This is a genomic window from Bradyrhizobium sp. BWA-3-5, assembly GCF_032917985.1.
GTDB lineage: Bacteria > Pseudomonadota > Alphaproteobacteria > Rhizobiales > Xanthobacteraceae > Bradyrhizobium.
In genome coordinates this window covers 6,563,669-6,584,888 of the sequence record NZ_CP136626.1, presented here as the reverse complement: position 1 = coordinate 6,584,888, position 21,220 = coordinate 6,563,669, and the positions used below count along the sequence as shown (strand labels likewise).

23 protein-coding genes are annotated in these 21,220 nt (G+C 63.1%); 15 read left to right on the top strand and 8 right to left on the bottom strand.

The window, feature by feature from the left end; all coding sequences use genetic code 11:
• Window positions 1–135: 135 nt before the first annotated feature.
• Complete coding sequence (locus RX331_RS31690) at window positions 136–939, bottom strand: helix-turn-helix transcriptional regulator (protein ID WP_317253522.1); 804 nt, start codon at window positions 937–939, stop codon at window positions 136–138.
• A 68-nt stretch (window positions 940–1,007) separates the two neighbouring features.
• Here RX331_RS31690 and RX331_RS31685 point away from each other — a divergent pair, with 68 nt between their 5' ends.
• The 6 genes from RX331_RS31685 (at window position 1,008) to RX331_RS31660 (ending at window position 7,421) form a co-directional block, all read left to right on the top strand.
• Complete coding sequence (locus tag RX331_RS31685) at window positions 1,008–2,189, top strand: MFS transporter (protein WP_317253521.1); 1,182 nt, start codon at window positions 1,008–1,010, stop codon at window positions 2,187–2,189.
• A 138-nt stretch (window positions 2,190–2,327) separates the two neighbouring features.
• Complete coding sequence (locus RX331_RS31680; RefSeq protein ID WP_317253520.1) at window positions 2,328–2,747, top strand: hypothetical protein; 420 nt, start codon at window positions 2,328–2,330, stop codon at window positions 2,745–2,747.
• Entirely contained in the window at window positions 2,747–3,415 is a 669-nt protein-coding gene (locus RX331_RS31675; protein ID WP_317253519.1) for an OmpA family protein, read from the top strand. Before RX331_RS31680 ends, RX331_RS31675 begins: the two co-directional genes overlap by 1 nt.
• A 112-nt stretch (window positions 3,416–3,527) precedes the next feature.
• Window positions 3,528–4,274 (top strand): transporter substrate-binding domain-containing protein, encoded by a 747-nt coding sequence (locus tag RX331_RS31670; RefSeq protein ID WP_410708333.1) that lies wholly within the window; start codon window positions 3,528–3,530, stop codon window positions 4,272–4,274.
• A gap of 507 nt (window positions 4,275–4,781) precedes the next feature.
• Window positions 4,782–5,624: a formate/nitrite transporter family protein gene (locus RX331_RS31665; protein ID WP_317253518.1), complete on the top strand. Its 843-nt coding sequence runs from the start codon at window positions 4,782–4,784 to the stop codon at window positions 5,622–5,624.
• Window positions 5,625–5,687: 63 nt separating this feature from the next.
• The gene (locus tag RX331_RS31660) at window positions 5,688–7,421 is read left to right on the top strand and encodes a bifunctional protein-serine/threonine kinase/phosphatase (RefSeq protein ID WP_317253517.1); all 1,734 of its coding nucleotides are present in this window, start codon (window positions 5,688–5,690) and stop codon (window positions 7,419–7,421) included.
• A 113-nt stretch (window positions 7,422–7,534) separates the two neighbouring features.
• On the opposite strand, the gene RX331_RS31655 is transcribed toward RX331_RS31660, so the two are convergent.
• Complete coding sequence (locus RX331_RS31655) at window positions 7,535–8,320, bottom strand: substrate-binding domain-containing protein (protein ID WP_317253516.1); 786 nt, start codon at window positions 8,318–8,320, stop codon at window positions 7,535–7,537.
• Window positions 8,321–8,514: 194 nt separating this feature from the next.
• A complete protein-coding gene (locus RX331_RS31650) occupies window positions 8,515–9,738 on the bottom strand; it encodes a polyhydroxyalkanoate depolymerase (RefSeq protein WP_317253515.1) in 1,224 nt (407 codons plus the stop codon).
• Window positions 9,739–9,915: 177 nt separating this feature from the next.
• Between RX331_RS31650 and RX331_RS31645 the strand changes: the two genes are divergently transcribed.
• From RX331_RS31645 to RX331_RS31635, 3 genes are all read left to right on the top strand, one after another.
• On the top strand, window positions 9,916–10,569 hold the full coding sequence (locus tag RX331_RS31645; protein WP_317253514.1) for a glutathione S-transferase family protein: 654 nt from the start codon (window positions 9,916–9,918) through the stop codon (window positions 10,567–10,569).
• Between the two features lie 310 nt (window positions 10,570–10,879).
• Window positions 10,880–11,314, top strand: a complete 435-nt coding sequence (locus RX331_RS31640; protein WP_317253513.1) for a cupin domain-containing protein — start codon at window positions 10,880–10,882, stop codon at window positions 11,312–11,314.
• A 5-nt stretch (window positions 11,315–11,319) separates the two neighbouring features.
• Complete coding sequence (locus tag RX331_RS31635) at window positions 11,320–11,457, top strand: hypothetical protein (RefSeq protein ID WP_317253512.1); 138 nt, start codon at window positions 11,320–11,322, stop codon at window positions 11,455–11,457.
• A 102-nt stretch (window positions 11,458–11,559) separates the two neighbouring features.
• Here the strand turns inward: RX331_RS31635 and RX331_RS31630 are convergent, their stop codons facing one another.
• Window positions 11,560–11,775, bottom strand: coding sequence for a hypothetical protein (locus RX331_RS31630; protein WP_283029766.1), 216 nt, complete (start codon window positions 11,773–11,775; stop codon window positions 11,560–11,562).
• A 194-nt stretch (window positions 11,776–11,969) separates the two neighbouring features.
• Between RX331_RS31630 and RX331_RS31625 the strand changes: the two genes are divergently transcribed.
• Window positions 11,970–12,365, top strand: a complete 396-nt coding sequence (locus RX331_RS31625; protein ID WP_317253511.1) for a hypothetical protein — start codon at window positions 11,970–11,972, stop codon at window positions 12,363–12,365.
• Between the two features lie 5 nt (window positions 12,366–12,370).
• Here the strand turns inward: RX331_RS31625 and RX331_RS31620 are convergent, their stop codons facing one another.
• Complete coding sequence (locus tag RX331_RS31620) at window positions 12,371–13,477, bottom strand: mandelate racemase/muconate lactonizing enzyme family protein (RefSeq protein ID WP_317253510.1); 1,107 nt, start codon at window positions 13,475–13,477, stop codon at window positions 12,371–12,373.
• Between the two features lie 169 nt (window positions 13,478–13,646).
• Between RX331_RS31620 and RX331_RS31615 the strand changes: the two genes are divergently transcribed.
• From RX331_RS31615 to RX331_RS31595, 5 genes are all read left to right on the top strand, one after another.
• The gene (locus RX331_RS31615) at window positions 13,647–14,483 is read left to right on the top strand and encodes an AraC family transcriptional regulator (RefSeq protein ID WP_317253509.1); all 837 of its coding nucleotides are present in this window, start codon (window positions 13,647–13,649) and stop codon (window positions 14,481–14,483) included.
• Window positions 14,484–14,659: 176 nt separating this feature from the next.
• Window positions 14,660–15,586: an SMP-30/gluconolactonase/LRE family protein gene (locus tag RX331_RS31610; RefSeq protein WP_317253508.1), complete on the top strand. Its 927-nt coding sequence runs from the start codon at window positions 14,660–14,662 to the stop codon at window positions 15,584–15,586.
• A 120-nt stretch (window positions 15,587–15,706) separates the two neighbouring features.
• Window positions 15,707–16,300, top strand: a complete 594-nt coding sequence (locus RX331_RS31605) for a GNAT family protein (RefSeq protein ID WP_317253507.1) — start codon at window positions 15,707–15,709, stop codon at window positions 16,298–16,300.
• A gap of 24 nt (window positions 16,301–16,324) precedes the next feature.
• A complete protein-coding gene (locus RX331_RS31600) occupies window positions 16,325–17,968 on the top strand; it encodes a GMC family oxidoreductase (RefSeq protein WP_317253506.1) in 1,644 nt (547 codons plus the stop codon).
• A gap of 17 nt (window positions 17,969–17,985) precedes the next feature.
• The gene (locus RX331_RS31595) at window positions 17,986–18,396 is read left to right on the top strand and encodes a hypothetical protein (protein ID WP_317253505.1); all 411 of its coding nucleotides are present in this window, start codon (window positions 17,986–17,988) and stop codon (window positions 18,394–18,396) included.
• Between the two features lie 20 nt (window positions 18,397–18,416).
• On the opposite strand, the gene RX331_RS31590 is transcribed toward RX331_RS31595, so the two are convergent.
• From RX331_RS31590 to RX331_RS31580, 3 genes are read right to left on the bottom strand one after another with little or no spacing between them, the layout of a single operon-like run.
• Complete coding sequence (locus RX331_RS31590) at window positions 18,417–19,397, bottom strand: PDR/VanB family oxidoreductase (protein ID WP_317253504.1); 981 nt, start codon at window positions 19,395–19,397, stop codon at window positions 18,417–18,419.
• Between the two features lie 8 nt (window positions 19,398–19,405).
• Window positions 19,406–20,158, bottom strand: coding sequence for a GntR family transcriptional regulator (locus tag RX331_RS31585; RefSeq protein WP_317253503.1), 753 nt, complete (start codon window positions 20,156–20,158; stop codon window positions 19,406–19,408).
• 4 nt (window positions 20,159–20,162) lie between these two features.
• A complete protein-coding gene (locus RX331_RS31580) occupies window positions 20,163–21,212 on the bottom strand; it encodes an aromatic ring-hydroxylating dioxygenase subunit alpha (RefSeq protein WP_317253502.1) in 1,050 nt (349 codons plus the stop codon).
• Window positions 21,213–21,220: the final 8 nt, after the last annotated feature.

Below are 21,220 nucleotides of genomic sequence, written 5' to 3'. Positions count from 1 at the left end.
CATACCCCGCGCATGCGGGGTATCCAGTACGCCGCAGCCTCTCGATTTCATCGTTAACGGCTCCAGGATCTGGATTACCCGCTTTCGCTGACAATGACGACAATAGGATGTCCTTACCTCGGGATGTCTTTAACCTCACGTCTTGCCGGCAAACTCCGTCGGCGTCTTGCCGGTGACCTGCCGGAAGGCATGGGAGAACGCCGGCACGCTGGCATAGCCGAGGTCGGAGGCAAGCTGCTTGACCGAGACGCCGCCGCCATCGGTCGAAAGCTTTTCGATTGCCGCGGCAATCCGCGCGCGCTGGCACCAGCTCTTGAAGCTGAGTTGCGTCTCCGACGAGAATAGGCGTGACAGTGTCCGCACTGACGTGCCGACCTCGCTGGCCAGGCTCTCGATCTCGTGGTCTGCGGTGGGGTCGGCCAGCACGATGTGGGCGGCGCGCCGGCAGCGCGGCTCGCGCGGCAGCGGGATGAAGGTCGCGGAGTCCTCGGCGCGATCGAGCTCCATCATGGCGAGCCGCAGCAGCAGCGCGGTCCGTTCACTGTGGCTACGGTCGTCGAACAGAGCGAGGATGGTCTGGTGCAGCAGCGGCGACACCCGCACCACAAACTCCGCCTCGAGGCTGTGGCTGCGCGCCTCGCGGCTGAGCCAGTCGAGCTCGAAATAGAGTGTCCGCATCTCGATATCGGCGAGCACGTCGATCGCGTGTTCCGACAGGGCAGGGACCCACACCGCGCGGTCCGGCGGCACCAGCCAGCGGCCCTTCGGTGTCGTCACCTGCATGGTGCCCTTGGCCGCATAGACCAGCTGCGCCTCGCGGTGCATGTGGGTCTCGATCCGAAAGCCCTTTTGATAGCTGTTGGCGATCATGTGGATGCCGTCGCCAGTCGAGGTGCGGCGGCCGATAATGGCGGCAATTGGCTTTTCGGCGATATTCATTGGCGGCATCCCGTCAGGACTACCCCGTATAACGTATTTTGCAACTGTGCGGGATTCGGGATTAGGCCATGAACAGCCCCTCCAGGGTGATCACCTTCGTTAACGCCGCCCATTTCATCGACCATTATGCGATGCTGATCTTCGCCGCCGCGGTCATCATCATGGGGCCGGCGCTCGGCATGGCCTATTCGGAACTCTTGCCTTACGCCACCCCGGGTTTTGTCGCCTTCGGCGCCGGCTCGCTCGTCACGGGCTGGCTCGGCGACCGCTGGAGCCGCCGCCACATGATGGTGATCTTCTTCATCGGCATCGGCGCATCAATGATCTCGGTCGGCTTCGTCTCCAGCCCGCTGCAGCTTGGCGCGGCGCTGCTGGCGATCGGCCTATTCGCCTCGATCTATCATCCCGTCGGCACCGCGATGATCGTGTCCTATGCTGACAAGCTCGGCCGCGAGATGGGACTGAACGGCGTCTGGGGCAACCTTGGCGTCGCGTCCTCGGCGCTGGTCACCGGCGTGATCGGGCAATATCTCGGCTGGCGGGCCGCCTTTATTATCCCGGGGATCCTCACGATCCTGCTCGGGATCGCCTTCGCACTGATGGTGGTGCACGAGGATCGCACCGGCACCAGGCAGGCGGCGGCGCAGGCACGCATTGCGAAGCAGGATATGTGGCGGGTGCTGCTGGCCTTGCTGATCGTGGTGATCGCCATCTCCACCACCTTCAACGCCATCACGGTCGCGATGCCAAAGCTGTTCGCCGAGCGGCTGGCCGGCATGACCGATAGTCCGGCCATGCTCGGCATCATCGCGGCCGGCGTCTACGTCTTCGGCGCGATGACGCAGTATACGATCGGCAAGCTGATCGACCATTATTCGCTGAAAACCGTGATGCTGCCGCTGTCGTTCCTGCTAGCGCCGTTCATGTATTTCGCGGCGACGCTGTCGAACCTGCCGCTGATCATTGCCGCCATCGGCATCGTGATGGGCGCGTTCGGCCAGGTCACCGTCAACGACGCCATGGTCGGTAAGTACACGACCGAGGAATGGCGCTCGCGCGCCTATTCGGTGCGCTACTTCGTCGGTTTCACCGCGGCGGGCGCTTCCGTCGGCCTGGTGGCGTGGCTCTACGAGCGGGGCGGCTTTGTCACCATGCTGCAGGCGTTCGGCGCCCTGTGCCTGCTCGTGATCGTCGCAGCGCTCATCCTGCCGCAGGAGATCAAGGTGCCGGCGGCGCAATCCACACCGTGATTCAGGTTGGCGGTGTTATTAAGTTGTCATGGGCAGGCTGCCCGCGACGATTTGTTGCGGCGCAATAGAGCAGGGAGAACGTAACTAGATCAAACAGAGCACTTGACCATGGCTACCCTCCTTGTGTGAGGTGCGGCCATGACCCGAATCCGGCTTTTCCTTTGCATCATTGCGATCTCAATGCCGTCGCTGGCCGCCGCGCAGCAGGCCATGAAATTCGAGGAGGCCGCGGCCATGCTGGCGGCGAGCTGCGGCAAGGACATCGATGACAACTGCCGCGGGGTCAATCTCGACGCGACGCGCTTAAGGGAATGCCTCGGCCGCAACCAGGATGTGGTGTCCGCGAAATGCAAGGCCGATTATCCGACGGCGCTCGGCGCCATCCAGGCCCGCATCACGGCGCGCACCTCGCTCGTCAAGCTGTGCAATTGGGAGCTGAACAAGCTGTGCGGCGAGGTTCGGACCGATCCCGTCAAGGGCCTGCAATGCCTCTTGGATTCCACCAAGAAGGCAACCCCGAACTGCAACAAGGCGATCAGCGCAGCGGGGTATCGCTGATGCAGGGGGCAAGGAAGTTGCGCGGCCTCGGCCTCTTGTTGGGCGTCACGGCCCTGTTCGTTCTGCCGGCCGCTCCGGCTTCCGCCCAAACGGCGACCTCGACGGCTGACATCATCGAAAAGCTCGCCGTCGATGGCGAGGCGGATATCGACATCGCGGCCCTGCGCCAGCAGGCCGCCGACCGCATCAAGGCGAGGGCAGATGCCCAACCGCAGAAGCGACCGCCGATCGCGCCGCAACTATTGAAGCTGCCGCAGGTCCGTTTCGACATCGTGTTCGACCAGGATTCTTCGCTGATCCGGCCAGCGTCCTACCAGACCATCGGCAGCATCGCCGACGCGCTGACCGATCCGAAAACGCGGCCCTACCGCTATCTGATCGTCGACCATGTCGAATCCGCCGGCCGGCGCGACCACAATCTGATCCTGAGCCAGCGCCGCGCCGAATCGATCCGCGACGTCTTGGTGAACACCTTCAAGGTCTCCCCAAAGCGCCTGCTCGCGCTTGGGCTCGGCGAGGAACAGTTGCAGGATGTCAGCCGTCCGCCATCGCCTGCCAATGCGCGCGTCCAGCTCATCTTGATCGGCAAGTTCGAAACCGAGCCACCCAAGCCGGCAGCGGCGCCGGCCGCAGCGCCAAAAGGCGGGGCGGCGAAGAAGAAGCGCTGAATCATCCGCGACAAGGATGAATGCGACACGGTGACTGGCTGGGGAGGAGCACCTGATGTTCAATCAACTCGCGCCGCGCATGGCCGGCTTTTTTCTGGGATGGACAGTGATGATGACGGCGCCCGCCGCTGCAGATGCGTTGAAGGATGAGATCGCGCCGACCGGAAAGCTGCGGGTGGCGATTGCGATCAGCCCGGCCGGCGGCGCGTTCTGGTCGACCAAGACCGAAACCGGCTTTGCCGGCGTGCCGGTCGATCTCGGCAAGGCAATGGCCGAGCAGCTTGGCGTTCCCGTGGAATATGTGCCGCACAACAATTCCGGACAGATCGTCGACGCGGTGACGAAGGGCACCTGGGACATCACCTTCTTGCCGAAAGATCCGGAACGCGAGGGCAGGATGGCGTTCGGGCCGATCTATGAAGTCGCCGACGCGACCTATATCGTCAAGCCGGGTTCGACGGTGACGAACTTCGCGACGCTCGATCAGTCGGGCGTCAAGGTTGCCGCCGTCAACAACACGACGACGATGCGTGGCGCGATCGCGCATTTGAAGAATGCCAAGGTGACGGGCTATCAGACCTATGACGAGATCTTCGGTCTGCTCAGAGGCGGCGAGATCGACGCGTTCGCGCTGTCGCGCGACCAGCTCAACGCCATGGCCAGGCAAATTCCGGGCACGCGCGTGCTGGACGAAACCTTCAAGCAGACGGTCACGGCCGTTGCGGTGCCGCCCAACCGTCCGCTGTCGCTGGCATTCGCCGTCAAGTTTCTCAATGACTCGATTGCCAACGGCACCCTGCGCAAGGCCTATGACAATAACGGCCTGAAGGACCGGCCGGTGCGGACGCAGACGAATTAGGCTTCACGGGTCGAATTGCATTGCGGGTTGGCGCTACCGCACCCCGGAATCACCGATAGGCCGGGCTGCACAGCGGGTGCCAACATATGTGCAACTGCACAAATACAAGGCATTGGCTGCGGCTGGAAATCGCGCGATGGCGGCCGTAACCACGTAAAGATACGCGGTTTTCGCCCGCCTGCGGCTCGATTCAAGGTTGGCACATCGATTGCTTAATCCACCTCAGTCAATGACGACTGCCGTCCGTTCGGACTGCCAAGGCCAGCGTTGGCCGATGGCGCTGGGATCAAGCAGCCTCAGATGAGGCGCTTCGAGCAGTCTTCGAGGCCACTTACGATGGCTAGCGCATCCCAAGTCCCTGATCGGGTGTGACCTCGCGTATTCTGTGCCGTGCAAAGCCGGCGCGGGATTCGTCGCGCGCGAGGACGGCAAGATTTTTCATTCAATCGGTGCACGGCTGCGCAGCATCCGGCGCGCTTTAAACGCTGTCTCGAAAGGGGAACAGGAATGGCCTATCTCGCGCCTTCGGAATTCGTGACAAAGATGGTCGACGCCGGAGAATCCAAGATCTTCATGTCGACGCGCGATACGGTCATCCGCGCCTACATGGCCGGTGCGCTGTTGACGTTGGCAGCCTGGTTCGCCGTCACGATGAGTGTCAACACGGGACAGCCGATCATCGGCGCGCTGCTATTCCCGGTCGGCTTCTGCATGCTCTATCTGTTCGGCTTCGACCTGCTCACCGGCGTATTCGTTCTGTGTCCGCTGGCGCTGATCGACAAGCGCCCGGGCGTCACTCTCGGCGGCGTGCTGCGCAACTGGGGTCTTGTGTTCATCGGCAACTTCGGCGGCGCTTTTACTGTCGCGACGATGGCGGCGATCGTTACTACTTTCGGATTCTCGTCGCCGCCCGACAAGGTCGGCATCGCACTTGGCCATATCGGTGAAAGTCGCACGGTGGGTTATGCCGCGCACGGCGCAGCCGGCATGTTGACGCTGTTCGTCCGCGGTATGCTCTGTAACTGGATGGTGTCGGCGGGCGTCGTCGGCGCGATGATCTCCACCACGGTCCCCGGCAAGGTGCTGGCGATGTGGATGCCGATCATGCTGTTTTTTGCGATGACCTTCGAGCACTCGATCGTGAACATGTTTCTGTTTCCCGCAGGCCTGCTGCTCGGCGGCAAGTTCACCTGGTTCGACTATATCTTCTGGAACGAGATCCCGACGGTCGTTGGCAACCTCGTCGGCGGTCTCGCCTTCACCGGCCTGACGCTGTACACGACCCACGTCAAGACGGCACCGAAGCGAGCTGCTTCGCAGCAGCAGGCTTCCTCGCGCATCGCCGCTTGATCTTTCCATGCGGATCGGCCTTTCCTCGAAAGGGGAGAGGCCCTTTTGCCGCGAAAGCCGGGAATGCCGCGCGAGTTGAAAATAACGGTCGGACAGTTTTCCGATAAAGGAGCCAAGGAAACCAACCAGGATTTCCATGGCGTCCTGATCCCGGACGAGCCGCTGCTCAGCCTCAAGGGCATTTCCATCGTGCTGGCCGATGGCATCAGCACCAGCAAGGTCAGCCGGATCGCCGCGGAATCGGCGGTCAAGGGTTTCTTGACCGACTACTACTGCACCTCGGAATCCTGGTCGGTGCGCACCTCGGCGCAGCGCGTGCTGGAGGCAACCAATTCCTGGCTGCATTCGCAGACACGCAGCCAGTACGCCTATGACAAGGATCGCGGCTACGTCTGTACGCTCTCCGCCATGGTCATCAAGTCGACCACCGCGCATCTGTTTCACATCGGCGATTCCCGCATCTATCGTCTCTCCGGCAACACGCTGGAGCAGCTGACCAACGACCACCGCATCGTCATTTCCTCGCAGCAGAGCTATCTCGGCCGCGCCCTCGGCGCAAATCCGCAGATCGAGATCGATTACCAGATGCTGCGCATCGAGCCGGGCGATATTTTTGTGCTCGCGACCGACGGTATCTACGAGCATCTTAGCGCCCGTCGCATTGCAAAGGCGGTAAACGAAGACGGCGCCGATCTTGACGCCACCGCAAAGGCGATCGTCGACCAGGCCTTTGACGCAGGTAGCACGGACAATCTCACCGTCCAGATCGTTCGCATCGATGAAGTGCCCGACGGCGAAGCCGCCGAGGTGTTCGCACGAGCGACCGAATTGCCGCTTCCACCGTTGTTGGAGGCGCGGCAGATTTTCGACGGCTACCGGATCGTTCGCGAACTGCATGGCTCCAGCCGCAGCCACATCTATCTGGCCGTCGACATCGAAACCGATGCCGTTGTCACCATCAAGATTCCGTCGATAGACCTGCGCGACGATCCCGCTTATCTGAAGCGATTCATGATGGAGGAGTGGGTGGCACGGCGGATCGACAGCCCGCATGTGCTCAAACCCTGCCTGCAGCAGCGCAAGCGCAACTTCGTCTATGTTACCGCAGAGTATATCGACGGGCAGACGCTGACGCAGTGGATGATCGATAATTCAAAGCCGAGCCTTGAGACCGTGCGCGACATCGTCGAGCAGATTGCCAAGGGCCTGCGTGCCTTCCACCGCAAGGAGATGCTGCACCAGGACATCAGGCCCGACAACATCATGATCGATGCCACCGGCACCGTGAAGATCATCGATTTCGGCTCGACGAAGATCACCGGCGTCGTCGAGGCCGAGCCGTCAGGCATGCGCAACGATATTCTCGGCACCCAGCAATATACCGCGCCCGAATATTTTCTCGGCGAGCGGGCGACGACGCGCTCCGACCTGTTTTCGCTAGGCGTCATCACCTATCAGATGCTGACCGGAAAACTGCCTTATGGCGCGCAGATCGCGCAGGCGCGGACGCGATCGCAGTTCAACAAGCTGGTCTACCGCCCGGCATCGCATGGCGACCGCGATATTCCACAATGGATCGACGGCACGCTGGAACGGGCGGTGCATCCCAACCCCCTCAAGCGCTACGACAGCTTTTCGGAATTCCTGTTCGACCTGCGCCATCCCAATGCGAACTACCTCTCGACGTCGTCAACGCCGCTGATCGAGCGCAATCCGCTGTTGTTCTGGAAGAGTACGACCGTCGTGCTCGCGCTCGCCGTGATCGTGCTGCTGGCGATGCAGCACATGCATCGGTGAATCCTGTCATGCCCCGCTTCGGGCGGGGCATCCAGTACTCCGAGTCGTCAGTTTTCTTTCACAATACCGGCTGCGGGGTACTGGATCGCCCGATCAAGTCGGGCGATGACGGCTCAGTTTGTGGGAATCGGATCAAGCCCGCTCTTGACGATTTCGCCGCGCGCGGCCGGCGACGCCAGGAAATTGATTAGCGCCTTGCCGGCGTCAGGCTCCTTGGAGACGCTGGCGATGCCTGCGGAGAACACCGTAATCTTCTGCAGCTCATCCGGCAGCGGGCCGATGATGTCGATGCCTTCCACCGGTTTCAACTCGCTCATCTGCTGGAATCCGATTTCGGCCTCGCCATGCGCGACGATCTCGCCGACCGGGGTTGCCGGAATCTTTCGCGCCTTGCCCTCCATCGCCTGCTTGATGCCGAGCTTGTCGAACATCTCGGTCGAGACGTAGACGCCGCTGGCGCTGTCGGAATACGCGATGGTCTTGGCCCCGAGCAGCGCCCGTTTGACCGCATCCGCCGTCGAGATATCCGGCTTCGGCGCACCCGACTTCACGGCGACGGCGATCGGCGATTTGACGAGATCGACGCTGGTCCCGGCGGCCACCTTGCCTTTTTTGGCGAGGTCTTCCAGCGCATAGCCGACCATGATCAACACATCGGCCGGTTCCCCCCGTTCCAGGCGCACCGGGATGGCGTTGGTCGTCGTACCCATCGACGGCCCATAGGCGGTCAGCACCTTGTGGCCGGTGGCCTTTTCGAATTCCGGCACCAGTGCCTTGTAGGCGGCCGACAATCCGCCCGAGATCATCACCCGCACATCGGCGGCCGAGGCCGTGACGGTCAGCAGGAGTGCGCCGGCAAGGCCGAGCGCGAAGGGGCGAAGAGTTTTCGAAAGCCGCATGATAATTCCTCCCGGGACGACTCTTGGGCGGTCGGCCTTGGGAGGGTTTTACAGCGCGAGAGGGAAGGCGGCTAGTGCTGCCGCGTCGTCATTGCGAGGAGCAAAGCGACGAAGCAATCCATCTATCCTCGCGCGTGAGGTGGATTGCTTCGCTCCACTCGCAATGACGGGAGAGAGAGCAGTGCACAATTCCCTCACGAATTCACATGCACAAAATCCCGCAGCAGCGGGTAGATCTCGTTGTTCCACTTCTTGCCGGAGAACACGCCGTAGTGGCCGACGCCAGCCTGCATGTGGTGCACCTTGCGATAGGCGCGCACGCCGGTGCAGACGTCCTGCGCGGCGAGCGTCTGGCCGATCGAGCAGATGTCGTCCCTTTCGCCTTCGACCGTCATCAGGCCCATGCGCCGGATCGAAGCCGGGTCGACCTTCCGTCCCCGGTGCATCAGTTTGCCTTGCGGCAACAGATGCTCTTGAAACACGTCGCGCACCGTCTCGATGTAGAACTCCGCCGGCAGGTCCATCACGGCGAAATATTCATCGTAGAAGTCTTTGATGATGGCAGCTTTCTCTTTTTCGCCCTTCGCCAGATGGTTGGCGAGATCGATATGCTGCTTGATGTGCCGCTCCAGGTTCATCGAGACGAACGCGGTGAGCTGCACGAAGCCGGGATAGACCCGGCGGAAGGCCCCCTTGCACTGCATCGGCACGTAATTGATCAGGTTCTTCTCGAACCAGTCGAGCGGCTTGCTCTTGGCGAATTCGTTGACCTTGGTCGGCTGGATCCGGGTGTCGATCGGGCCGGCCATCAGGGTCAGCGTGGCCGGACGGGCCGGGTGATTGTCATCAGACATGACGGCGGCGGCGGCGACCGCCGAGACCGATGGCTGGCAGATCGCGACCATGTGCGCGCGCGGGCCGATCTTGTCGAGAAAGGTGATGAGGTGGTCGGTGTAGTCCTCCAGCCCGAACCGGCCATGGCCAAGCGGAATGTCGCGCGGATTGTGCCAGTCGGTGATGTAGACGTCGTGGTCCTGCAACAGCGTCTTCACGGTGCCGCGCAGCAGCGTCGCAAAATGGCCGGACATCGGCGCCACAAGCAAGAGGCGGGGTTGCTCGGGCCCGTTTTCCTTCTTGAAGTGCAGCAGCGAGCCGAACGGGGTGGCGAAGCTGACCTCCTCGGTCACCTCCAGCTCCCGGTTGCCTACCAATACGCTATCAATGCCGTAGGCCGGCCGGTTATAGGTGAGGGAGGAGCGCGAGATCAGCTCGAGCGCGGCTGAAAGCCGGCCGAACAGCCGGTCGGAGACGCCCTGTGGCACCAGATTGAGGTATTTCAGCGCCGCCGATGCCCCGGTCCGCCATGGAGCCATCAGGTCCATATGGTTCTGGTAGGCTTGGTACATCATTGACATCATTCACATCAGCCCCCTGTCATCAGGGGCCATGCAATATCGACGCCAGAGCGGGGCATGCTGCCTCCTAAACTGGCACGTGGCTTGCTGGTAAAATGGCCCGGTGCACAGGGCTTCAGCGGCGGCGCGGCCGGCTGCCCACAAGGCAGGGGACGTTTTCCGCGTTTGAGGGAAGGCCATATGGCGACGACGACACTGACCATCAGCAGCAAGAATTATTCGTCTTGGTCGCTGCGCGGCTGGCTGCTGGCGAAGTTCGCGGGGCTGGAGTTCGAGGAGGTGGTGACCGCCCCGGACGATGCGTCGGCGCGGGCCGAAATCCTGCTGCTGTCTTCGTCGATCTTGGTGCCCTGCCTACGCCACGACGGCGCCACCATCTGGGACACGCTGGCGATTGCGGAATATCTCAACGAGATCAGGCCGGAGGCCGGCTTGTTGCCGGCGGACCGCATCCCCCGCGCGCATTGCCGATCGATCTGCGGCGAAATCCATTCCGGCTTCACCACGCTGCGCGCATCGCTGCCGGTCAACCTGAAGGGACACTTTCCCGGCTTCAAGATCTGGTCGCGCGCGCAGGCGGACATCGACCGGGTCTGCACCATCTGGCGCGATTGCCTCAAGGTGTCAGGCGGCCCGTGCCTGTTCGGTACGCGCACCATGGCGGACGCGATGTATGCGCCGGTCGTTACCCGCTTTATGACCTATGACGTGAAGCTCGAACCCGCGCTCGCGGCCTACGCGGCTACCATCATGGCGATGCCTGAGATGCAGGAATGGATCGCGGCCGCCAAGGCCGAGCCGAGCGAGATCGAAGAGCTCGAGGTCGAATATTAGGCACGCCTGGCGGGCCTTGCGCGTCTGAGAAGCTCAGCCAATAAGCAGGCCGTGCTCACGCCAGTGCCAGCCGCCAACAGCGTGCGGCCGCGCCGCCGGCGGTTTTCCACACGCCGCTGAATCCTGATTCCTGTCTCCGGCCAGACGGTTCAGTGCACCGACGTCGATGCCGTCGTTGCCACGCGCTGCGGCTGGCGCGGATTTCGCATGGCAGCATGCAGGCGTGAACGCGACGATGCGAGGCTGCCGAAAATTTGGAGCACTTCGCGCGTGGTCCGCGTTCCCGCAACCGAGAACCGTGGAGGCTCCAATGAACAAGCAGGCCGTCGTCAGTAAGTTCTCTCACGTCAAACCCGGCGATACCGAGTTCAAGGGCGGAGGTCTGCGCGACTTCTTCCTGTATCGCGATCTCGGCATTGCGGATGCCACCGGCGGGCAGGTGATCTGCCATCTGGTCAAGGCCAATCCCGACCTGCCTCCCGAGGAGGGCACCGGCTGGCATCGCCACGACTGCGAATTCCAGATCGTGATCATGACCAAGGGCTGGGCCCGCTTCATGTATGAGGACAAATCGACGCTGGTGCAGGCCGGCGACGTCGTGCATCAGCGGCCCGGCATCACGCACTACCTCTACGACTACTCGGAGGACATGGAGTACCTCGAGATCGTCAGCCCGGCCGATTTCAAGACCGTCGACGTGCTGCCGGCCGTCGACAAGGTGCCACCGCCGACCCCATGGAGGTGACCGACATGTCGTCCCCCGAGGAATTAACGCTTGTGCTCGGCCGCTGGCTGCGGCCGATCGTGTTCATGCTTGATGTTGTGCGTTGGCTCGGATGGCAGCCGACATCTAGCCGTGAACAGGAGCGTACGACGCTCGATCACTGATTCGGACGCGGTTCGTTCCAGCCGCGTTCCGAACCTTAACAATCCGTCGCGCTCCCGTCGCATTCTGGCACAGCGCGCGCAAAGGCGCCTGCGCCGGATGTTTCAGGCCGCGCCCGAGCGCGGCAACCGCCAGCCGACTACCGTAGCTTCGACCATGCCGCCGGTCCTGTCATTGCGCCACCTGCCATCGATCCAGCGGCAGGCGAAGGGCAGTTGATAGGTTCCGCTGTGATCCTCGCAAAGTACCTCCAGCGGCAGGTCCGGCGGCGGATCTCCGTTGCCATCGAACTGCGCCAGCCGCTTTTCACGCGTTGCCATACAATCAATCTCCACTGCCGCGAATGCCCAAACGTGTCTGGGCTCGCGGCTAAATCCATCCACCGTTAAGGGGATGAAGCACAACGCCTGAATGAGGTATCAGTATGGTATCTCTGGGGTGGGAAACCCGCTTCGCGCAAATTGCCGTGATGGGCGTTCCGCCCGGTGTCAGACGCTTTGGAACGAGGATTTTGATGATTGCTCCGATCGCCAGGATAAGTTTCGCCGCCTTTGCGCTGTCGCTGGCTTCATCGCCGACGGCGGTTCGCGCGCAGGACGTTCCCGGCATCGAAATCTGCACCGTCGAAAAGACCATGGAACGGCGCACCTCGTGCCTGCAGAGCAATGTCGATTTCCTGCAGAAGTCGATCACCAAGCTCACGACGGATCATCAGCAGAAACTGGATGCCGCCAACCGGCAGATCGAAGCGCTGAAGGCCGCGGTCATTGGCTTGCAGAAAATTGTCGGCGAACTACAGGCGGTACAGAACAAGGCGGCGGAGGACGCGAAGAAAGCTGCCGCGCCCCCGGCGAAGGATGCAGCGCCGGCCGCAAAGGATGCCGCGCCGGCGAAGGACGGCGCGAAGTAGCTGCGTCACGACACGCGGTACTGCTCCATCACGGCCTTGTCCGGTTCATAGCCGAGACCGGGTCCCTGGGGCACCTCGACATCGCCATTGGCGTCGACGTCGATGCGGCCGCGCCACAGGCATGCGGCGCGCTTCATCGAGAACACCTCAATGAGGCTTGAATCATCGCGCAGCGACATCAACTGCAATGTCGCCAAGAAGCCCGGCCCGAAATATGGCGAATGCGGCGCGAGCCTGACGCCGAGCTGGTCGGCGAGATCGACAACTTTCAAATACTCGGTGATGCCGCCGACCTTGATGACCGAAGGCTGCGCATGGCTCACCGCGCCGGCCTGCATCATCTGCCTGAACTGATGGACCGTGCAGGCGTTCTCGCCGGCCGCCACGTTGAGCCCACCCTTGCTCCGCACTTCGGCCAGTGTTGCAAAATCTTCCGGCGGCCACACTGGTTCTTCAAGGAACAGCGGCGCGGCGTCGCGGCAGGAATGCGCAAACGCGATCGCCTCCTCGCCGGTCAGCGGACAGTTCATGTCGACCATCAGCGGAATATCGGGGCCGATCGCCTGCCGTGCGGCATACACTGCAGGGGTCGTCGTCTCATGCAATTTGATCGCCTTGTAGCCCTGGCGCAGCGCCGTCTCGCACTCGCGCGCGATCAATTCGGGCTTGCCGATCCGCAGCAGGCTGGCATAGGCGGGAATCCGCATCCGCTTGATCTCGCCGATCAATCGGTGCAACGGCACGCCCTTCACTTTCGCGGCAATATCCCACATCGCGATATCCAGCGCCGATATCGCGAACATGGTGATGCCATAGCGGCCGAACAGATGCAGGTTGCGCTGGATCTGCTCCATGAAGGCGGGAATGCCTGCCGCATCTGGGACTTCCTGCCCCTGCGCCTGCGGCGCGATCATCTCCTCGATCGCGGCATAGCTGGTGCGCGGGCAAACATAGGCAAAGGCATCGCCCCAGCCGGTGATGCCGGCATCGGTGGAAACCTCGACCATGGCGATTTCCAGCGCGGAGATCGAGGAGGCGCCTTGCTTGAAGCTTGCGACGCCTGCGTCATAGGGAATACGGATGTGGTGCGCCCGGACATTGGTGATCTGCATGGTTGCTCTCGAAGGTGCCAACAGGACCTTGGCATCATAACGAATTGGGAGGTTCCCGATATGGCTGATGCAAATGGTGCGCAGCGGCAAAAATGGAGAGCAAGGACTGTCAAACGAAGCGCGCGACATCAGCTCATGATGCCGTGGCTTTGTAGGAAGGCTGTTAGTCATGAATCCAGCCCAGAAGGCGCTCTGGTACGTTGAGGGCCATCTCTCGGATGCGCTGACGCTCGATGAGATCGCGGCCGTTGCCGGCGTCTCGCGCTTTCACCTGGTGCGGGCATTCGCGGAGGCGACCGGCATGCCGGTCATGCGCTATGTGCGCGCCCGTCGCCTGACCAAGGCGGCACGCGCGCTCGCCAAGGGGGCGCCCGACATTCTCACGCTGGCGCTGGAGGCGGACTACGGCTCCCACGAAGCTTTCACCCGCGCGTTCCGCGACCATTTCGGTTTGACACCGGAATCGGTTCGCGTCGCAACGTGCCTCGACAAGCTCAGGCTACAGGAGCCGATCATGATGGATTCGACCCCCGCGACCAATCTGCAACCGCCGCGCTTTGCGACCGCCAAGGCCCTGCTCGTTGCCGGCGTCGGCGAGCGCTACAATCACTGCGACAATGGCGGCGCCAACATTCCCAACCAGTGGCACCAGTTCCACCAGAAGGTCAGCAATATTCCCGACCGCGTCGGCAACATCGCTTATGGCGTCTGCTGCAACGGCGACGATTCCGGCAATTTCGACTACATCGCCGGCGTCGAGGTCGCCGATTTCTCCGACCTGCCGCGCGAATTCGCTCGCGTGCGGATACCCGAGCAGAAATACGCGGTGTTCACCCACGCCGAGCACATCTCAACCATTCGACGCACCGTCAGCGCAATCTGGAATCAGTGGCTGCCGCAGTCCGGCCTGACGGTCGCCGACGCGCCGAACTTCGAGCGCTACGACGAGAAGTTCGATCCGACCACTGGCAATGGCGGGCTGGAGATATGGGTGCCGGTGCAATAGCGATTGCACCGAGGCCCAGGATTGCACCGCTTCCGCAATGCTGCCCTGCGCCGCGGGTGCCTGCTGTTGCTTGGCAAGCGAAACCAGCTTTGCCATAACCGGCGCATCAAGAAGCGTTGCGCGTGCGGGGACCGGGCCAAAAATCCTCCTGCAGCCGAGCAAGCCGGGAGGATTTCATGGCCGATATTCGTGTTCTCGCCACTGACCTGGAGTTTCCGGAAGGGCCGGTGGTGATGCCCGACGGCTCTGTGGTGCTGGTCGAAATCCGCGGCAAGCGGCTGACGCGGGTTTATCCCGACGGACGGAAAGAGGTGGTGGCGCAGATTCCCGGCGGACCCAACGGCGCGGCGCTCGGCCCCGACGGCAAGATGTACATCTGCAACAATGGCGGCTTTAGCTGGATCCCGACCGGCAAGATGATCATGCCGGGGCCGCAGCCGGACGACTATCAGGGCGGTTCGATCCAGCGCGTCGACCTGCAGAGCGGCAAGGTCGAGACCGTCGTCGACAAATGCGGCGAGCACGGCCTGCGCGGGCCGAACGACCTGGTGTTCGATCGTCATGGCGGCCTCTGGTTCTCCGATCTCGGCAAGCGCCGAGCCCGTGAGATGGATGTCGGCGGGATGTACTATCTCAGGCCCGGCATGAAAGAGATCGTCGAGGTCGTGCATGGCGTGCTGCCCGCCAACGGCATCGGGCTTTCTCCCGATGAAAACACCGTCTACATCGCGGAGACGCCGACCGCGCGGCTGTGGGCGTACGATCTTTCCGCGCCCGGCACGCTGAAGCCGCGCGAGGTGATCTATCGCGGCGAGCGCGGCAAGCCGATCGCCGGCCTCGGCGGCTACCAGATGTTCGACTCGCTCGCGGTCGAAGCATCCGGCAATGTCTGCGTGGCGACGCTGGTGTCGGGCTGCATCTCGGTCATCGCGCCCGACGGCACGCTGGTCGAACAGGTGCCGACCGGCGACCGCGTCACCACCAACATCGCCTTCGGCGGGCCGGAGCTGAAGACAGCGTACATCACGCTGTCAGGCAAAGGCGAATTGATCGCGATGGACTGGCCGCGGCCAGGGCTGGCGCTGAATTTCTTGAACAAATAGTACGCTGAAGATGCTAGCCCCGTCATTGCGAGCGCAGCGAAGCAATCCACGCCGCCACCCGAGGGATAGATGGATTGCTTCGCTGCGCTCGCAATGACGCGGATGGCAGTGGAGAATTAAATGGCCTTTCTTGAACCGGTAACCCTGCAAGCCGCACACGCCCGGCTCGAGCCGCTATCGCACGACCACACCGATGGCTTGGTGGCCGCGGTGTCGGACGGCGAGCTATGGAAGCTCTGGTACACCTTCATCCCGACTGCCGATAAAATGAAGCAGGAAATCGACCGCCGCCTCGGCCTGTTCGCGGCCGGCTCGATGCTGCCGTTCACCGTGTTCGACGCCGACGGCAAGATCGCGGGCATGACTACCTATATGAACGTCGACGCCGCCAACCGCCGCGTCGAGATCGGCTCGACCTGGTACGCACGGCGCGTGCAGCGCAGCGCGCTCAATACGCAGTGCAAACTGCTGTTGCTGACGCACGCGTTCGAGAAGCTTGATTGCATTGCGGTCGAGTTCCGCACGCATTTCTTCAACCACCAGAGCCGCCGCGGCATCGCACGCCTGGGCGCCAAGCAGGATGGTATCCTGAGAAGCCACCAGATCGCGCCGAACGGCACGTTGCGCGACACCGTGGTTTACAGCATCATCGCCAGCGAATGGCCGACGGTGAAGGCGCATCTGACCTATCAACTCAACGACAAGCCGCGGTAACAAAGCCGCGCCAGAAACGAGACGATGGAAACGTTCGATTATGTGATTATCGGCGCGGGCTCCGCGGGCAGCGTGCTCGCCAACCGGCTGGGCGAGGATTCTGCGAGCCGCATCTGCGTGCTCGAAGCGGGCGGCAAGGACTGGCATCCCTACATCCATCTGCCGGCCGGCTTCATCAAGACGTTCCATATGAAGAGCGTCAACTGGGCCTATCAGCAGGAGGTAGGCCCATGGACCGGAGGGCGCAGCATCTACGCGCCGCGCGGCAAGACGCTGGGCGGATCGTCGTCGATCAACGGCCACATCTACAATCGCGGCCAGCGCCAGGACTTCGACACCTGGGCGCAGCTCGGCAATCGCGGCTGGGGCTATCCGGACGTGCTGCCCTATTTCAAGCGGCTGGAATGCCGCGTCGGCGAGTGCGACGAAACCTATCGCGGCCGTGAGGGCAGCCTCACCGTCACCACGATGGACTGGCAGGATCCGCTCTGCGAAGCCTTCATGGAGGGCGCCGTCAGCCTCGGGATTCCGCGCAACCCCGATTACAACGGTTCGACCCAGGAGGGCGTGTCCTACTGCCAGCGCACCATCGAAAATGGCCTGCGCATGAGCGCTGCAAAGGCGTTCCTGCATCCGGCGCGCAAGCGCGGCAATGTCGACGTGCGCACCCATGCGCATGTCACCAACATCATCTTCGAAGGCAAGCGCGCGATCGGCGTGCGCTATCTCCGCGGCGGCAAGGGCGGCACCCCCGTCGAGGTGCGCGCCAGCAAGGAAGTCATTCTATCCGGTGGCGCCTATAATTCGCCGCAGGTGCTGCAATTGTCCGGCGTCGGCTCGCCGGAGCTGCTGCAATCGCACGGCATCGAGGTCCGTCACGCGTTGCCGGGCGTCGGCGAAGGCCTGCAGGATCACTACGCGCCGCGGTCGGTCGCGCGCGTCAAGAACATCAGGACTATCAACGAGCTCCGGCGCGGCGTCAGCCTCTGGGTCGAGGCGCTGAAATGGGCGACGACGCGGCGCGGCCTACTATCGCTGTCGCCGACCATGGTCTACTGCTTCTGGCATTCCGGCGAGACTACCGAAAGCTCGGACCTGCAGCTCACCTTCACGCCGGCGAGCTACAAGGAAGGCGTGCAGGGCCAGCTTGAGGACGAGCCGGGCATGACGGTCGCCTCTTGGCAGCAGCGGCCGGAAAGTCGCGGCTATGTCCGCATCCGCTCGTCCGACCCGTTTGCGGCGCCGATCATCCAGACCAATTACCTGGTCGAGGAGATCGATCGCCGCGTCGTCGTCGCCGGCATGAAGCTGGCGCGCCGGCTGCTCGCCTCAAAACCGCTGGCGCCCTATTACGCCTATGAGGATTTCCCTGGGCCGAAGGTGCAGAGCGACGACGAATTTTTGGCCGCCGCCACCGAGCGCGGCACCACCACCTTCCATCCCGGCTGCACCTGCCGGATGGGCCCGGCAGATGCCAAATGGGCCGTGGTCGACGACCAGCTGCGCGTGCATGGGCTGCAGGGCCTGCGTGTCGTCGACGCCTCCGTCATGCCGCGGATGATCTCGGCCAATCTCAATGCCTCGACGCTGATGATCGCCGACAAGGCCTCGGACATGATCCGCGGCAAGACCGCGCTGGAGGCAGTGCGATTCCCGGTGTCGGCCTAGCATTGGCACCGGAGAGCATGGCGTTCGCGATCAAGGCCGAGATTTCCGATTCGAGGCAAAAGACGTTCGCGTTGACAGCGCAAAAGACCATGTATGGCGGCAAGCACATCGCCGAAGGCGACACGGTTTTTCTGTTCGCGAGCGAGAATGAGGGCGGGCAGGGTCTCATCGCGCGCGGCATTGTTGTTTCAGCCGAAGCGGTCGCCAGGAAGCGTGGTGTCACCAGGCAAACGCCGCGCGTGAACATCACCGTTAGACGCGCCGCGCTGGCGAAGCGGCCGCTGGGACGGCGCGAGATCAAGCATTTCACCAACTGGGACGACGGCCGGCCCGAGACCGAACTCAATTTCAAGTTCTATCGTCAGGCAACGAACAAGATCGTCGGCATCTCGGACGAAGCGGCGGCGTTTCTCAACGAATTCTTCTAGCCAGACTGGTGGTCCGGGGCCTAAGCCGCCTCGGGCCGGTACAGTGTATCAATGGTGACAGTTCCGATCGCGCGCGAGACACATGGGAAGATTTTGCGGTTTTCGTGCTTCTGCGCATCGCTGAAGAACACGTCGCGGTGATCGATGTCGCCCTCGACGGCGACGACATCGACGGCGCAGACGCCGCACTCGCCGCGCTGGCAGTCCGACATCACCTCGAAGCCGGCGGCGTTGAGCGCATCCAGCATCGAGCTGTTCGGCGGCACGACGAGTTCAGTCTCCGTGTCCTTCAGCCGCACGCGGAATTCCGCGGTCGGCATCAAGCCGCTGGAGCCGAAGGTTTCGTAGCGCAGATCGGCGGGCGCGCGGCCCAGATCGTTCCAGGCACGCCGCGCCGCCTCCAGCATCCGCATCGGCCCGCAGATGATGGCGATCGCGTCGTCCGGCAGCGCAAGGAAGGTGGCGTCGAGATCGATCCGGGCGCTTTCGTCGGAGGCATAAACGGTCAGCCGTTCGCCGAGCAGTGCCGGGAGTTCGTCAAGGAACGCTCCGTCACACCGTGACTTCACGGCATAGTGCAGGGGCGCGTCGATATTCCGGCGGCGCAGGGCGGCCGCAATACTTGTGATCGGCGTGATGCCGATGCCGCCGGCGATCAGGCAGTAGTGCTTGCGGCACCAGTCGATCTCGAGCAGCGAGGTCGGGTTGGTCGCCTCGATTCGCGCGCCTTCTTGCAAATTCCACATGCCGCGCGAACCGCCGCGGCTGTCCGGCGCGAGCCGCACGGCGATGCGATAGGTGCCGGCATCGCCATTTTCCACCAGCGAATAGGAGCGCCGCGCCGGCTGGCCGTCGATCAGCAGGGAGACTGTGATATGGCTGCCGGGCGGGCAGGGCGCCACGCGGCCGTTCTCGGGGCGCAGGCGGAATTCGCGGATCGTCGGCGTCACGTCGCGGATGGAATCGACGGTGCACCAGTTCCATTGCTCGGCAAAGCGCATGGGAAAACCTATTCGGCTGACGATTTGAGCAGGGCGAGCGCCGGCATCAGGTCGAAATGCGTACGGTTGCGCACCGCGAGCCGCAGATTGCGCGCGGCCAGCCGCGAATGCTCGCGCATCACGGCCTCCGCCCGCGCGCCTTCGCGGTTCTCGATGGCGTCGACCACGATGCGGTGATGGTCCTGGCCGAGCAGCAGGATCTGATGCGCCTCCGGGAGCGCCGACTGCGCCATCACGAACGCGCTTGGGGATGCAAACGGCAGCGCCGAGACGCGGTCGATCTCGCGGATCACAGGCGCGCTGGCGGAGAGTTCGTTGAGCAATGCATGGAAGCGCGCATTCATGGTCACGTAGGCGGAAAAAGCTTCCACCGAAATCGGGTCCTGCCGCACGAGCTGGTCGAGATCACCAAGGCATTCCTTGAGCGGCTCGAGGCTGCGGGCGCTGACGCCGCGCTCGGCGGCAAAGCGGGCGGCAAGGCCTTCGAGCGTGCCTCGCAGCTCGATCGAATCCAGGATGTCGCGCTCGGTGAACGCCTTCACCATGAAGCCGCCGGAGGGGATCGCCTGCAACAGCCCTTCATCCTCGAGCCGCACCAGCGCCAGCCGCACCGGCGTCCTGGATACGCCCGTGATGTCGACCGCCTGCCATTCCGAGATGCGTTCGCCCGGGCGCAGCCGCCCGGAAAGGATCATGTCACGCAGCGCAAGCTGCGCCCGCACGGTCTGCGAGACGGAGCGTTCGGCGTCGCGCTCGCTCATGCTCCTACTCCGCAGCCTGAACGGTCTGCGGTCCGGTTTCGCGCGCGACCATGCGGTCGATCACGCGCCGCGCCCACATCGCGCCAGCATCGATGTTGAGGTTGTAGAAGGTGCGGTCCGGGTTCTCGTCCATCGCGCGCTGCTGCGCTTCGAGGATGATTTCATCCTCGTGGAAGATGCCGGCAACGCCCTCGCGGATATCGGTGGTCAGCTTCTGCTCGGTGGTCCGGTAATTGCGGACGAAGGCCCAGAAGTAATGACAGGTGGTCGCCGTCTCCGGCGTCATGGTGTTGAGCACAAAACCGTTGACGCCCTGCGAGCGGTCGCCTTCCGGCGCGCCGGTGCCGGCGGGGGCGACGCCGACGTCGATATTGACGGTGCCGGGCGCCTGAAAATGGATGATCTGCCAGCGATCGACCGGGCCGGGTTTCTGCAACTGCGCGGCCCAGAACGGCGGCGCGTCGATGCCCTTCATCCAGCGCGTCACCGTCACGGTCTTGTCGCCATGGGTGACGTCGAACGGCGCTTCGGCGACGTGGTCGTTGCCGATGCTGGAGCCGTGCACGAAGGTCTCGTGGGTGAGATCCATCAGATTGTCGACCACGAGGCGGTAATCGCATTTGACGTGAATGGTCTTGCCGTCGCCGGCCCAGGCCGGATCGTCGTTCCAGTGCATGTCCGGCACCAGCGCGGGGTCGGCGAGCGCCGGATCGCCCATCCACAGCCAGATGAAGCGGTGACGCTCAACCACGGGATAGGAGCGCACGCAGGCGGACGGGTTGATGGTGTCCTGCGAGGGCATGTAGGTGCAGCGGCCCTGCGCGTTGAACTTCAGCCCGTGATAGCCGCAGACGACGGCGTCGCCGTCGAGCCGTCCCTTCGAAAGCGGCACCAGTCGATGCCAGCAGGCGTCTTCCAGCGCAGAGACCTGCCCGTTGGACTGGCGGTACATCACGACATGCTTGCCGCAGATCGTGCGCGGAAACAGCGCGTGCTTGATGTCAACGTCCCAGGCGGCGGCGTACCAGGCATTGAGCGGAAATGAGGACGGCATGGCTCTAC

What these genes read in the sequence shown, in the direction of transcription:
- RX331_RS31670 (WP_410708333.1), top strand. Translation starts at nt 3,528, where the DNA reads ATGACGGCGCCCGCCGCTGCAGATGCGTTGAAGGATGAGATCGCGCCG.
- RX331_RS31605 (WP_317253507.1), top strand. Translation starts at nt 15,707, where the DNA reads ATGGCCTTTCTTGAACCGGTAACCCTGCAAGCCGCACACGCCCGGCTC.
- RX331_RS31635 (WP_317253512.1), top strand. Translation starts at nt 11,320, where the DNA reads ATGTCGTCCCCCGAGGAATTAACGCTTGTGCTCGGCCGCTGGCTGCGG.
- RX331_RS31645 (WP_317253514.1), top strand. Translation starts at nt 9,916, where the DNA reads ATGGCGACGACGACACTGACCATCAGCAGCAAGAATTATTCGTCTTGG.
- RX331_RS31675 (WP_317253519.1), top strand. Translation starts at nt 2,747, where the DNA reads ATGCAGGGGGCAAGGAAGTTGCGCGGCCTCGGCCTCTTGTTGGGCGTC.
- RX331_RS31590 (WP_317253504.1), bottom strand. Translation starts at nt 19,397, where the DNA reads ATGCGCTTTGCCGAGCAATGGAACTGGTGCACCGTCGATTCCATCCGC.
- RX331_RS31580 (WP_317253502.1), bottom strand. Translation starts at nt 21,212, where the DNA reads ATGCCGTCCTCATTTCCGCTCAATGCCTGGTACGCCGCCGCCTGGGAC.
- RX331_RS31680 (WP_317253520.1), top strand. Translation starts at nt 2,328, where the DNA reads ATGACCCGAATCCGGCTTTTCCTTTGCATCATTGCGATCTCAATGCCG.
- RX331_RS31600 (WP_317253506.1), top strand. Translation starts at nt 16,325, where the DNA reads ATGGAAACGTTCGATTATGTGATTATCGGCGCGGGCTCCGCGGGCAGC.
- RX331_RS31690 (WP_317253522.1), bottom strand. Translation starts at nt 939, where the DNA reads ATGAATATCGCCGAAAAGCCAATTGCCGCCATTATCGGCCGCCGCACC.
- RX331_RS31640 (WP_317253513.1), top strand. Translation starts at nt 10,880, where the DNA reads ATGAACAAGCAGGCCGTCGTCAGTAAGTTCTCTCACGTCAAACCCGGC.
- RX331_RS31665 (WP_317253518.1), top strand. Translation starts at nt 4,782, where the DNA reads ATGGCCTATCTCGCGCCTTCGGAATTCGTGACAAAGATGGTCGACGCC.
- RX331_RS31610 (WP_317253508.1), top strand. Translation starts at nt 14,660, where the DNA reads ATGGCCGATATTCGTGTTCTCGCCACTGACCTGGAGTTTCCGGAAGGG.
- RX331_RS31625 (WP_317253511.1), top strand. Translation starts at nt 11,970, where the DNA reads ATGATTGCTCCGATCGCCAGGATAAGTTTCGCCGCCTTTGCGCTGTCG.
- RX331_RS31585 (WP_317253503.1), bottom strand. Translation starts at nt 20,158, where the DNA reads ATGAGCGAGCGCGACGCCGAACGCTCCGTCTCGCAGACCGTGCGGGCG.
- RX331_RS31620 (WP_317253510.1), bottom strand. Translation starts at nt 13,477, where the DNA reads ATGCAGATCACCAATGTCCGGGCGCACCACATCCGTATTCCCTATGAC.
- RX331_RS31655 (WP_317253516.1), bottom strand. Translation starts at nt 8,320, where the DNA reads ATGCGGCTTTCGAAAACTCTTCGCCCCTTCGCGCTCGGCCTTGCCGGC.
- RX331_RS31685 (WP_317253521.1), top strand. Translation starts at nt 1,008, where the DNA reads ATGAACAGCCCCTCCAGGGTGATCACCTTCGTTAACGCCGCCCATTTC.
- RX331_RS31615 (WP_317253509.1), top strand. Translation starts at nt 13,647, where the DNA reads ATGAATCCAGCCCAGAAGGCGCTCTGGTACGTTGAGGGCCATCTCTCG.
- RX331_RS31660 (WP_317253517.1), top strand. Translation starts at nt 5,688, where the DNA reads ATGCCGCGCGAGTTGAAAATAACGGTCGGACAGTTTTCCGATAAAGGA.
- RX331_RS31650 (WP_317253515.1), bottom strand. Translation starts at nt 9,738, where the DNA reads ATGATGTCAATGATGTACCAAGCCTACCAGAACCATATGGACCTGATG.
- RX331_RS31630 (WP_283029766.1), bottom strand. Translation starts at nt 11,775, where the DNA reads ATGGCAACGCGTGAAAAGCGGCTGGCGCAGTTCGATGGCAACGGAGAT.
- RX331_RS31595 (WP_317253505.1), top strand. Translation starts at nt 17,986, where the DNA reads ATGGCGTTCGCGATCAAGGCCGAGATTTCCGATTCGAGGCAAAAGACG.